This window comes from Caulobacter segnis ATCC 21756, assembly GCF_000092285.1.
GTDB lineage: Bacteria > Pseudomonadota > Alphaproteobacteria > Caulobacterales > Caulobacteraceae > Caulobacter > Caulobacter segnis.
In genome coordinates, this window is record NC_014100.1 from 144,210 (window position 1) to 156,234 (window position 12,025).

The 12,025-nt window shown below is 68.6% G+C and carries 11 protein-coding genes; 9 read left to right on the forward strand and 2 right to left on the reverse strand.

Going from position 1 to position 12,025, the window contains the following annotated elements:
• Positions 1 to 74: 74 nt before the first annotated feature.
• Together CSEG_RS00655 and CSEG_RS00660 are read left to right on the forward strand one after the other, a co-directional pair.
• Complete coding sequence (locus CSEG_RS00655; protein WP_013077330.1) at positions 75 to 497, forward strand: Rrf2 family transcriptional regulator; 423 nt, start codon at positions 75 to 77, stop codon at positions 495 to 497.
• A 196-nt stretch (positions 498 to 693) separates the two neighbouring features.
• Positions 694 to 1,308: a flavodoxin family protein gene (locus CSEG_RS00660; protein WP_013077331.1), complete on the forward strand. Its 615-nt coding sequence runs from the start codon at positions 694 to 696 to the stop codon at positions 1,306 to 1,308.
• 84 nt (positions 1,309 to 1,392) lie between these two features.
• On the opposite strand, the gene CSEG_RS00665 is transcribed toward CSEG_RS00660, so the two are convergent.
• A complete protein-coding gene (locus tag CSEG_RS00665) occupies positions 1,393 to 3,675 on the reverse strand; it encodes an NADP-dependent malic enzyme (protein ID WP_013077332.1) in 2,283 nt (760 codons plus the stop codon).
• Between the two features lie 248 nt (positions 3,676 to 3,923).
• On the opposite strand from CSEG_RS00665, the gene dapB reads away from it, so the two are divergent.
• From dapB to CSEG_RS00685, 4 genes are read left to right on the forward strand one after another with little or no spacing between them, the layout of a single operon-like run.
• Positions 3,924 to 4,712 (forward strand): 4-hydroxy-tetrahydrodipicolinate reductase, encoded by a 789-nt coding sequence (gene dapB, locus CSEG_RS00670; protein ID WP_013077333.1) that lies wholly within the window; start codon positions 3,924 to 3,926, stop codon positions 4,710 to 4,712.
• Between the two features lie 51 nt (positions 4,713 to 4,763).
• The gene (locus CSEG_RS00675) at positions 4,764 to 7,997 is read left to right on the forward strand and encodes an intermembrane phospholipid transport protein YdbH family protein (RefSeq protein ID WP_013077334.1); all 3,234 of its coding nucleotides are present in this window, start codon (positions 4,764 to 4,766) and stop codon (positions 7,995 to 7,997) included.
• 35 nt (positions 7,998 to 8,032) lie between these two features.
• Entirely contained in the window at positions 8,033 to 8,215 is a 183-nt protein-coding gene (locus CSEG_RS00680; RefSeq protein WP_013077335.1) for a YnbE family lipoprotein, read from the forward strand.
• Between the two features lie 13 nt (positions 8,216 to 8,228).
• Positions 8,229 to 8,585: a YdbL family probable chaperone protein gene (locus tag CSEG_RS00685; protein ID WP_013077336.1), complete on the forward strand. Its 357-nt coding sequence runs from the start codon at positions 8,229 to 8,231 to the stop codon at positions 8,583 to 8,585.
• Between the two features lie 54 nt (positions 8,586 to 8,639).
• Here CSEG_RS00685 and CSEG_RS00690 read toward each other — a convergent pair whose 3' ends face one another.
• Positions 8,640 to 10,037, reverse strand: coding sequence for a methyl-accepting chemotaxis protein (locus CSEG_RS00690; RefSeq protein ID WP_013077337.1), 1,398 nt, complete (start codon positions 10,035 to 10,037; stop codon positions 8,640 to 8,642).
• A gap of 127 nt (positions 10,038 to 10,164) precedes the next feature.
• Here CSEG_RS00690 and CSEG_RS00695 point away from each other — a divergent pair, with 127 nt between their 5' ends.
• The 3 genes from CSEG_RS00695 (at position 10,165) to CSEG_RS00705 (ending at position 11,989) form a co-directional block, all read left to right on the forward strand.
• Entirely contained in the window at positions 10,165 to 10,683 is a 519-nt protein-coding gene (locus CSEG_RS00695; RefSeq protein ID WP_013077338.1) for a MarR family winged helix-turn-helix transcriptional regulator, read from the forward strand.
• A 71-nt stretch (positions 10,684 to 10,754) separates the two neighbouring features.
• Positions 10,755 to 11,633 carry an EamA family transporter gene (locus CSEG_RS00700; protein ID WP_013077339.1) on the forward strand — a complete coding sequence of 293 codons (879 nt, stop codon included), beginning with the start codon at positions 10,755 to 10,757 and terminating at the stop codon, positions 11,631 to 11,633.
• A gap of 86 nt (positions 11,634 to 11,719) precedes the next feature.
• Positions 11,720 to 11,989, forward strand: a complete 270-nt coding sequence (locus tag CSEG_RS00705; protein ID WP_013077340.1) for an usg protein — start codon at positions 11,720 to 11,722, stop codon at positions 11,987 to 11,989.
• Positions 11,990 to 12,025: the final 36 nt, after the last annotated feature.

Sequence of the window (12,025 nt, forward strand, 5' to 3'; positions counted from 1 at the left end):
CGGCGCGATACGACGTTAGGATTAAGCAGTTTTCAGTTGAACGCGTCCGCGACAACCTTACGGTCCCAGTAGAGATGTCCGACAGTCAAAAATTTCCCGTGGCCGCCCACGCCCTGGCCTATCTGGCGCACAAGGAGGCGTTTTCCGCCGACCGCGCCGTGGCCAGCGCCGAGCTGGCCGCGTCGGTCCCGACCAATCCGGTCGTGGTCCGCCGGGTCACCGCCATGCTGGGCAAGGCGGGGCTGATCGGCGCGCGCGCCGGCGCGAACGGCGGCGCCTGGCTGCTCAAGCCCGCCGAGGCCATCACGCTCGACATGGTTCTGAAGGCGGTCAACGGGTGCGCCCACCTCGGCGTCGCGCCCAAGGGGGTCAAGGGGTGCCCCGTGGGCGAGAAGATCCCCGACGCGGTCCGGTCAGCTATCGAGGCCGCCGATGCGGCCGCGGCCGCGCGCCTGGGTGAGATCACGGTCGCCGACCTCCTGGCCAGCGCTCACTAGAGCGCGTTAGGTTAAGTGTGAGCGGTTAAACCGCTCGAACGCGCTCTCAGGCTCTAGCGCCCGGCCGAGCCTTCAGCGGCGCTGAAAATCGCTCATAGAAAAATTGCACCAACTTTTGTTGCTGATCCCTCTAGCGGCCGCGCTTACGCCTATTACGTAATCGCTACCGTTTCAGTTCCCAATTGGAGGGATCACAATGACCACCGTCGCCATCGCCTACCATTCCGGTTACGGCCACACCGAAGTCCTCGCCCAGAAGGTCGCCGAAGGCGTTCGCGACGCCGGCCAGACCCCGGTGCTGCTGAAGATCGAGAGCGCTTCGCAGGACTTTGCGCCCTTCATCGACGAGATCACCAAGGCCGACGCCGTGATCTTCGGCGCGCCGACCTACATGGGCGACGTCTCGGGCGTGTTCAAAGTGTTCGCCGACGCCACCTCGGCGGCGTTCTTCACCAGCGCCTGGAAGGACAAGCTGGCCGCCGGCTTCACCAATTCGCACAGCTTTTCCGGCGACAAGGCCCACGCCCTGGCCAGCCTGACGATCCTGGCCGCTCAGCACGGCATGAACTGGGTCAACCTCGGCATCGCCCCGCCGAACGTGACCGCCGCCGAGCGTGGTCCGGACACGATCAACCGCGTGGGTTCGTTCATCGGCGTCGCCGCGCAGTCCGACAACGTCTCGCCGGAACTTTCTCCGCCGGCCGGCGACCGCGAGACCGCCCGTCTGCTCGGTGAGCGCGTGGCCAAGGCCGCCGTTCGCTGGGCCGCCGGCGCCTCGGCCGCCGAAGCGGTGGCCAGCAAGGCCGCCTAATCGGTCGCGGCCGCGGCCCATTCCCCTCCCAGCCGCGGCCAGGAAGGCGCGCGCCCCGTCGGCGCGCGCCTTTCGACTTTTAGATTATTCCTCGTCCCCGACCGGCTGGTCGTAGGCGGCCATCATGGCCATGTTCAGGATCTTGGACACCGAGGCCGACAGCGGCGCGATCTGGATCGACTTCGACAGGCCCAGCAGCACTGGCCCAATGACCGTGGCGCCGCCCAGCGACTGCACCAGCTTGGTCGAGATCGAGGCGGCGTGGATGGCCGGCATGACCAGGATGTTGGCGCTGTCGGTCAGGCGCATGAACGGATAGTTGGCGCGGCGTTCCGGATCCAGCGCCAGTTCGGGCGGCATCTCGCCCTCGTACTCGAAGTCGACGTCCATCTCGTCGAGCATGGCCACGGCCTCGCGCACCTTCTCAGAGCGCAGACCCATCGGGTTGCCGAAAGTCGAATAGCTCATGAAGGCCACGCGCGGCTTGAAGCCCAGTCGCCGGACGGCGCGGGCCGCCTCGCAGGCGATCTCGACCAGCTCCTCGGCCTCGGGCAGTTCGGTGACGTTGGTGTCGGCCACGAAGATCGTCCGGCCCTTGGCCAGCACCACCGACATGCCCATGATCCGGCCGCCGGGCGCGGGATCGACCACGCGCAGCACTTCCTCCAACGCCTGGTCGAAGCTGCGGGTGACGCCGGTGACCATGCCGTCGGCCTCGCCCAGGGTGACCATCGAGGCGGCGAAGCTGTTGCGGTCCTGGTTGATCAGGCGCTGGACGTCGCGCTTCAGATAGCCCTGGCGCTGCAGGCGCGCGTAAAGGGCGTCGACATAGTCCGGATTGCGGTCCGAGAGGCGCGCGTTGACGATCTCGAGGCCGGCCGTCTCGGGATCCAGGCCCACGAGTTTCATGTTCTCGTGCACCAGGTTCTCGCGGCCGCAGAGGATGGCCTTGCCGTAGCCGCCGGTCTGGAAGGCGTAGGCGGCGCGGATGACGCTGGGGTCCTCGCCTTCGGCGAACACGATGCGCTTGGGATTGGCCAACACCGCGCCGGAGATCTTCTGCAGGAAGCCGGCGGTCGGGTCGAGGCGCTGGGCCAGGCCCGCGCGATAGGCGTCCATGTCGGCGATCGGCTTGCGCGCCACGCCGGTGTCCATCGCCGCCTGGGCCACGAAGGGCGGCACGTACCAGATCAGGCGCGGGTCGAAGGCCGAGGGGATGATGTATTGCGGACCGAACTTCAGCTGGCGTCCGTGATAGGCGGCGGCGACCTCGTCCGGCACGTCCTCGCGCGCCAGCATCGCCAGGGCCTGGGCGCAGGCGATCTTCATCTCGTGGTTCACGCGACGGGCGCGCACGTCCAGGGCGCCGCGGAAGATGTAGGGGAAGCCCAGGACGTTGTTGACCTGGTTGGGATAGTCGCTGCGGCCCGTGCCCATGATGGCGTCTGGGCGCACGGCGTGCACCTCTTCGGGGGTGATCTCCGGATCAGGGTTGGCCATGGCGAAGATGACCGGGTTCGGCGCCATGCTGGCGATCATCTCGGGCGTGAAGGCGCCCTTGGCGGAGAGACCCAGCAGCACGTCGGCGCCGGCCACGGCCTCGGCCAGGGTGCGCTTGTCGGTCTTGACCGCGTGGGCGCTCTTCCACTGGTTCATGCCCTCGGTGCGCCCCTCGTAGAGCACGCCCTTGCTGTCGACCGCGATGACGTTGGCCGGGTGGACGCCCATGGCCTTGATCAGCTCCAGCGAGGCGATGCCCGCGGCGCCGGGACCGTTCAGCACGACCTTCACGTCCTCCAGCTTCTTGCCGGTGATGTGGCAGGCGTTGATCAGGCCGGCGGCGCAGATGATGGCCGTGCCGTGCTGGTCGTCGTGGAACACTGGGATGTCGAGCAGCTCCTGCAGCTCGGTCTCGATGCGGAAGCACTCGGGGCTCTTGATGTCCTCGAGATTGATGCCGCCGAAGGTCACCCCGATGTTCTTGACCACCGTGATGATCTCGTCGGGGTCCTTGGAGGTGACCTCGATGTCGATCGAATCGACGTCGCCGAAGCGCTTGAAGAGGACGCTCTTGCCCTCCATCACGGGCTTGGAGGCCAGGGCCCCCAGGTCGCCGAGGCCCAGGATGGCTGTGCCGTTCGAGATCACGGCCACCAAATTGCCCTTCGAGGTGTACTCGTAGGCCATGTCGGGATCGGCGGCGATGGCGTGGACGGGGACCGCGACGCCGGGCGAATAGGCCAGCGACAGGTCGCGCTGGGTGGCCATCGGCTTGGTCGGCACGATGGCGATCTTTCCGGGTGTCGGGTACCGGTGGAAGGCCAGGGCCTCCGCGTCCGTGAAGGTCTTGCGTTCCGCGTCGCTCATCCGGCGTTTCCCATTCCTGCTGCGCAGTCGATGAAGGGACGCGCCGATCTGTGCGAACGCGTCCTTATCCTTTCAGCGTAGCGACCGGGAACCAGCGTCACAACCGGTCAAGACACCGAAAAGTCCAGCAAACGCTTGTTGGAATTGGCGTTGCGTCAAGCTCGCTGACCTTCCGTCACCCGGCGCGAGGTTGACCTTCGGGGGGCGGATGGGCGATCAGCAGGGCGAAGAGCGCGAGAGGACGACCGTTGACCCAGCCCGTGAAGATCGCCGTCGCCGGCGCCCTCGGCCGCATGGGCCAGGCCGTGATCCAGACGCTGGAAGGCCGCCACGACGTGGTCCTGGCCGCCCGCTTTGATCGCCCCGACGCGGAGGGCGACCTTTTGGTCAGCGCCGACGCCGCCCTGGCCGCCGCCGACGCGGTGATCGACTTCACCCTGCCCGAGGCCTCGGCCCTGCTGGCCGAAGCCGCCGCGGCGCGCGCCGTCCACCACGCCCACGCGCCGGCCCTGGTCATCGGCTCGACCGGCTTCTCGCCCGAGCAGCTGGCCCGCATCGAGAAGGCCGCCCAGAAGGTCGTGATCGTCCGGTCGGGCAACTATTCGCTGGGCGTCAACATGCTGATGGGCCTGGTGCGCCAGGCCGCCGCCGCCCTGCCGGCCTCGGAGTGGGACATCGAGGTCTTCGAGGCCCACCACAAGCGCAAGGTCGACGCGCCGTCGGGCACGGCCCTGATGCTGGGCGAGGCGGCCGCCGAAGGGCGGGGCGTTGGCTTGGGGCAAGTCGCCGATCGGGCTCGCGACGGGGTCACCGGACCGCGCAAGGAAGGCGCTATCGGCTTTTCGGTCGTGCGCGGCGGCGGGATCATCGGCGAGCACAGCGTGATCTTCGCCGGGGAGTCCGAGTCCCTGACCCTATCGCACTCGGCCATCGACCGGGGGCTGTTCGCCCGAGGCGCGGTGGCCGCCGCGGCCTGGACAAAAGGCAAGCCGCCGGGGCTCTATGATATGCAAGACGTGCTCGGCTTTACGAGGTAGGGATCCAAAGCTGAGCCGGGGGGCTTCTTAGGAACCAGACTTCAGGATCTGATGACCGAACCCTCCACCGCCGCCGAGAAAACGACGCTCCCCAAGGCGTGGGGACGCGCGCGACTGGTCGATCTCGGCCTCGAGGCGGTCTCCCTTTCAATGCTGGCCTTCATCGCCACGGGCCTCGTCGTCTGGTCAGGTCGGCGCGAGATCAGCCGCGAACTGGCCGAGAGCTGGCTGCGCGATCATGGAATCCAGGCCGCGGTCGAGATCGACGACCTGGACGCCACCGGCTTCTCCGGCCGCGTCCGACTGGGCTCGCGCGACAATCCGGTCTTCGCCGCCGACCGGCTGGAGGTCGCCTACGACCTCGCCGCGCCATGGACCGGCGAGCGATTCGGCATCCAGACCAAGGCGGTGCGGCTGGTGCGCCCTCGCATCCTGGCCAGCGTCGACGACAAGGGCCGCCTGCGCTTCGGGCCGCTTCAAGCCCTCATCGACGAGGCGTTGAAGGCGCCGAGGAACCCCAATGTCCCCGGACCGGCGATCCTGGTCGAGGACGCTCGGCTCGATCTCGCCACGCCCGGCGGCCGCGTGCGCCTGACCGGCGACGCCAGCCTGGATGACGGTCAGCTGCTGCGACTGGACGGGCGGCTGGCGCCGCTACGCTATGCGTCGCCCGACCTGGCGCTGACGGCGAAGGGGGCGACGGTCTCGGCGCGCAAGCGCGGCGACCGCCTGACCGTCGAGGTTTCGCTGGCGATCGACAGCCTGGAGGCGAATGACGCCGATCTTGCCGGCGCGGCCGCCACGCTGTCGGCCGACCTGCCTTACCCCGACCTGGCGGGCATGAGGGCCAGCGGCCCACTTGAGGCCCGGCTGGCGGTGAAGGCCGAAAATGGCCGGTTCGGCGAAGGCCAGGCCCGCGGCCTCACCGCCGACCTGAGCTTGGCCGGACGTTTCGACGGCGGTGTCGACGCTTTCGCCTTCCTCGGTCGATCGCGCGCGGCCGTGCGCGGCGAGCGGCTGTCCGGGCCCTCGCTGGACGCGCGTTCGGCGAGCCTGGCGCTGGCGGCGCCGCGGATCACCATCGATCATCGCCGCGCGCGCACGACTGTTCGCGGCGCCGTCCAGTCCACGGTGTTGGCCGGCCAGGCCTTGGCGGGCGGCATGGCGCTGCGCGACCTGAAGGCCGCGGTGACCTCCACAAATCTCGGCCTCGCGCTCGACGACCGCGGCGCCGCCGTCAACGGCCCCGTTGGCGTCGAAGCGACCGCCGGCCGGCTGGCCAGCGGCGCGCTGGCCTTGGCCGACGCTCGGCTCGAGGCGAGCGGAAAGATCGACCAGGCCGCCGCAGGCCTGACCGTGGCCCTCGACGGCTCGGCGGGCGGCCGTAGCGGCATTTCAGGTCCTGACGCCGAACGCTTTGCGGCGCTCGTCCCCAATCCCGCCTACGCCAAGCCGTTGTCGCAAGCCTTGCGAGGCTTCGAACTGGCCGCGCCCGCGATCGGACTGGACATCAGGGGCGGGCGGACGCGAGCGACCTTGGCGCGGGGCACCAGGCTTTCGGCCCCCAACGGCGTGACCGTCGCCGTCACGGCGCCCAAGGGGCTGCTGCTGGACGCCGGACCCGAGGGCGCGCGGGGCGCGCTGCAGGCGTCGCTGGCCGGCGGCGGCCTGCCGACGGTGAAGGCGCTGGCGCCGCAGTGGCGAATGGCGGGCGGCGTCCTGACCTCACCGCTTTCCCTGGCCGTCGAGAACTTCGACCTGCCGCCGATCCAGGGCGTGACGGGCCAGGTGGATGGCCAGGCGAGGTTGGCGGGCGGCCGCTTCACCCTCACCACGTCAAAGTGCTCGCCGCTGACGGCCAAGGCCTATGCGCTGGGCGACAACCCGGTCACCGACATCCAGGCCAAGCTGTGCCCGACCAAGGCGCCGCTGCTCCTGGCTGGCGCGACAGGCTGGACCGCGGCCCTGAAGTTCGAGGACGGCGAGGGCGCTCTGGCTGTCGCCGAGGCCAAGCTGCAGGGGATCAAGGGCGAGGCCAGCTTCGGCGGCGCCGGCGGCTTCGACCGCGCCAGCGTTCGGGTGGAGCAAGCCGCGGTCGCCGACGCCGCGCCCGAGCGGCGCTTCAACCCGATGCTGGCCAAGGGCCAGTTGGCGCTTTCGGCTGGCGTCTGGGGCGGGACCTTCCAGGCCGCGACGCCCACCGGCGCGGCGCTGGGCGAGATCCGCCTGCGCCACGTGGTGGCGACCGGCAAGGGCCAGGCCGACATCGACGCGTCCAAGCTGGTGTTCGCCAAGGACGGCCTGCAGCCGGGCGACCTGTCGCCGCTGGCCGGCGTCGCCCGCGAGGCCAACGGACCGGCCAGCTTCACCGGAGTCTTCGCCTGGGACGAGAAGGGCGCGACCAGCCGGGGACGTCTGGAGGCCGACAAGATCGACTTCACCAGCCCGATCGGCTTCGTCGCCACCCTCGACGGGGCGATCGACTTCGACAGCCTGGCGCCGCTGACCACCCGGCCGGGCCAGTCCTTGAAGGTCGTGCGCATCGACTCGCTGGTGCCGCTGACGGCCGTGGAGTCGGTCTTCCAGCTGGGCGCCGACGCCCTGCACATCTCCAAGGCGACGTTCGAGGCCGCCAAGGGCCGGATCTCGATTGAGCCGACCGACGTGCCGCTCGGCGTCGACAAGACGATCAGCGGGGTGATCGTCGTCGAGCACCTGGATCTCGGCGAGCTGATCGCCGCCTCCTCCCTGGCGGACAAGGTCAAGGTCGAGGCTGTGGTCGACGGCCGTTTGCCCTTCACCTTCGGTCCGGCGGGCCTGCGCTTTCAGCAGGGCAAGATCAGCGCGATCCAACCCGGGCGGCTGGAAATCTCCCGCGCGGCCCTCTCCAACGTCGCCGCCAGTCCGGCCGACGCCCCCGGCGCGCCGCCCGCCCAGCCCGCTCAGGTCAACGCCATTCAGGACTTCGCCTATCAGGCCATGGAGAACCTGGCCTTCGACCAACTGGAGGCCGGGGTGAACAGCACCGACAAGGGGCGCCTGGGCGTCCTGTTCCACATCAAGGGCCGGCACGACCCCAAGGTCGCCGAAAAGGCCAAGGTCGGTCTGATCGACCTGATCCGCGGCCGCGCGTTCAACAAGCGCATCGCCCTGCCGGCCAAGACGCCGGTCGACCTCACCCTCGACACGTCCCTGAACTTCGACGAGCTTCTGGCCGACTGGCGCAGCTGGTTCGAACGCCAGGGCTCGGAGACCTCGACCCGTTCAGGTCCGGTTCAACCGTGACCGGTCACCCTGAACATGAACTGGAGACTAGACGCATGAGAAAGCGCGCCCTCTTGCTGGGCCTGGCCATGACGGGAGCGTTGGCCGCCGCCTGCACGCCCACCGTCCGGGTGAAGGTCGATCCGATCAACATCTACGCCAAGCTGGACGCCGACGTGCGCGTGCGGCTGGACAAGGAAGTCCAGTCGCTGATCCAGCAAAACCCGAACCTGTTCTAAGAGGAGGACCGACATGATCCGCAAGACGATGACGGTTCTGGCGCTGGGCCTGGCGATGACCGCCGCCGGCGCCAACCTGGCCCTCGCCCAATCGGCCGCCGCCAAGGCCGCCGTGGACGCCGCCAAGGCTTCCGGCGTGGTCGGCGAGCAGGCCGACGGCTATCTGGGCATCGTGTCCGGCGGCGACGCCGCCCTGCGCGCGGCCGTGGCCGAGATCAACACCGGCCGCGCCGCCGCCTACAAGGACATCGCCGCCAAGACCGGCGTGACCCCCGAGGCCGCCGGCCAGGCCACCGCCAAGCAGCTCTACAGCCGCCTGGCGCCGGGCCAGTACTGGAAGCCGCTGGATGGCGGCTGGGTGAAGAAGTAAGCGACACGCGGGGCGGCTCACGCCGCCCCGCAATGTCAGCGTCGCGCGGTCCGGCTAGGCGGCCGCGCGGGCGCGGTGGTCCAGGCCGCTCGCGCCGACGCCGATCCTGAAGCGCCCGACGAGCTGGGCGAGGGCGCGGGTCTCGACGCTCATGTTCGCCGCCGCCGCCGTGGCCTCTTCCACCATGGCCGCGTTCTGTTGCGTGACCTGATCCATCTGGTTCACCGCGGCGTTCACTTGATGCAGTCCTGTGGACTGCTCCTGCGACGAGACCGCGATCTCACGGATCAATCTGTCGATCTCACTGACCTTGGCGACGATGCCGGCCAGGGCCTCGCCCGTGTCGCCGACGAGGCGCACGCCACGTTCGACCTGGTTGGTGCTGCTGGCGATCAGGACCTTGATCTCCTTGGCCGCCTCGGCCGAGCGCTGAGCCAGGGCCCGCACCTCCTGGGCGACCACGGCGAAGCCGCGACCGGCCTCCCCGGCGCGGGCGGCCTCGACACCGGCGTTCAGGGCCAGCAGGTTGGTCTGGAAGGCGATCTCGTCGATCACGCCGATGATCCGGGTGATCTGGCCCGAGGAGTTCTCGATTTCACCCATCGCCGCGACGGCCTGGGCGACGACATCGCCCGAACGATCGGCGTGGGCGTTGGCGGCGGCCGCGGCGGCCGAAGCCTGCTGAGCGCCTTCCGCGCTGCGCTTGACGGTGGCCGTGATCTCATCGAGCGCGGCCGCCGTTTCCTCCAGGCTCGCGGCCTGCTGCTCGGTGCGGCGCGACAGATCGCTGGAAGCGCTGGCGATTTCACCCGAACCCGCCTCCAGGTTGGCGGTCGCGCCGGCGATGGCGCTCAGCGCCTCGCGCAGGCTCTCCACCGAACGGTTGAAGTCGCCCTTGATGCGCTCGTACTGGTTGGGAAAGGCGTCGATCTCGGCGGTCAGGTCGCCCTCGGCCAGGCGACCCAGCTTCTCGGCCAGGATCGAGACGACCTGGTCCTGGACAGCCGCCGCCTTCTCACGCTCGGCGCGGGCGGCTTCCTGCTCGCGGCGCACCGCCGTGATGTCCGAGGCGAACTTGATGACCTTGTACGGCTTGCCTTCGGCGTCGAACACCGGATTGTAGCTGCCCTGGATCCATATTTCGTCCCCGCCAGCGCCTACGCGCCGGAAGGCGTCCGAGAAGAACTCGCCCGCCCGCAGACGCTCCCAGAACCGCGCGTATTCGGGGCTGGCGACGTCCTTCGGATCGACGAACAGGCTGTGGTGACGGCCGCGGATCTCTTCGATCGTGTAGCCCATGGTGGCGAGGAAGTTCTCGTTGGCGTCGATGATCGTTCCATCGAGCTGGAACTCGATCACCGCCTGCGAGCGGTGGATCGCCGTCACGGTCGCCTTCAGTTCCGCGCTTTCCGTGCGCAGCGTCCTGATGCGCTTGTCTTCGATGCCAAACATAATCGTGCCTTTTGAAGCGGAGAGGCATCGTACGATCAGATGCTTAAGGCTTGATTATATCGACTTCGATATTTTCAATTGTGATCTGGTTACACCATATTAAGCAAAGGGGACCACCCTGGCGCGTATGGTCGAAGATATCGCGTCCGTCACAGCTTCCGTCCCCGCGCCGCGTCGTCTTGAAGCGCGCGACCCGGGCTATCAGGAGCTGCACCTGGACAATCAGCTTTGCCTGGCGATTCAGATCGCCGACAGCCTCGTGACGCGGCTTTACCGCGGGCTGCTCGAGCCGCTCGGCCTGACCCATCCGCAGTATCTGGTCCTGATCGCCCTCTGGGAGCGCACCGAGCGCTGCAGCATGGGGGATCTGCGCCGGAGCCTGTGCATGGATACGGGCGCGGTGACGCCGCTGGTCAAGCGCATGGAAGCCGCGGGCCTGCTTCGGCGATCCCGCGACGCGGCGGACGAGCGTCGGGTGTGGGTCGACCTTACCGACGCCGGCTGGGCCTTGCGCGACAAGGTGCTGGAAGTCAGGCGCAACGTCGTCGCGCGCCTGCCTCTGTCGGGCGCCGAGATCGCCACCATGCGGGCCAGCCTTCAATCGCTCAACGCCGCCATGCTGGCCCGGGAAGCGCCGCTCCGGTAGGCGATCCAAGGCGCCGACGACGACGTCGGGCGGCCTAGCCCTTCGAGACCGTCCCGCCTAAACACGGCGCCATGGCCGCCGCTTCACGCCCTCATCTGCTCCCCTACGCCGCCTTGATGGGCGCGATCGTCGTGCTGTGCGTGGGGACGTCCTTCGCCAAGAGCCTGTTTCCGCTGGTCGGCGCGGCGGGGACGACCGCGTATCGCGTGGGCTTTTCGGCCCTGATCCTGCTGCTGGTCTGGCGGCCCTGGCGTCATCCGCTTTCACGCGCGGATCTTGGCCGCATCGCCGCCTACGGAGCGGTGATGGGCTTGATGAACCTCAGCTTCTACATGGCGATCCGCACGGTGCCGCTGGGCCTGGCGATCGCCATCGAGTTCATGGGGCCGCTGGCCGTGGCGGTCGCCAGCTCACGCAAGCTGATCCACTTCGTCTGGATCGGTCTGGCTGGTCTGGGCCTCTCCCTGCTGCTGCCGATCGATCCCGGCGCCAAGCCGTTGGATCCGATCGGCGTCGGCTTCGCGTGCGCGGCGGCGGTGATGTGGGCGCTCTACATCATCCTGGGCAAGCGGACCGGTCACCTGCATGCGGGACGCTCGGTCGCCTTGGGCATGACGACGGCCGCCCTGATCGTCGCGCCGATCGGCATCGCCTCGGCGGGCGCCAGCCTGTTCCACCCGAAGGTCCTGCTGCTGGGCCTGGTCGTCGCCGTGCTGTCCAGCGCCATTCCCTATTCGTTGGAGATGATCGCCTTGCGCGGCATCCCCAAGCGCAGCTTCGGCGTGGTGCTCAGCATCGAGCCGGCCGTCGGGGCGCTGGCGGGTCTCGTCATCCTGGGCGAGCATCTCGCCGCCTCGCAATGGATGGCCATCGGAGCGATCGTCGCCGCGTCCGTGGGCGCGATTCTGACCACTCCGGCCAATGCTATGGCCGAGGAGATCGCGCCTTAGGCAGATCCGCCGTCCGCGACATCATGACTCTTGAGCGACTCACTCCGTGGACTGAAGCTTCGATCACGTCCGCTTGGAGCGTTGTCATGACGATCAGTGCGTTCGAGAAGCAGCTTATGGGTTACGGCCTGACCACGGCCGAGATTCACTACCACATGCCCGACCATCCCGGGCTGCTGCAGCTTTATGTCTGGCAGGACTACGACCTGGCTCCGAAATTCCCCACCCTGAAGGGCTTCCTCGACTTCTGGAGCCGGGAGCTGGACGGGGTGCTGCACTCGGTCCGGGTGGCCCACAACAAGCTGATCGGCCCGCGAGAATGGCGGGCGGTGAACGGGGTCTTCACCCTGCAATAGTTTCGCTGGGCTTGCTTCGCGCGCGCTCCGACCGTA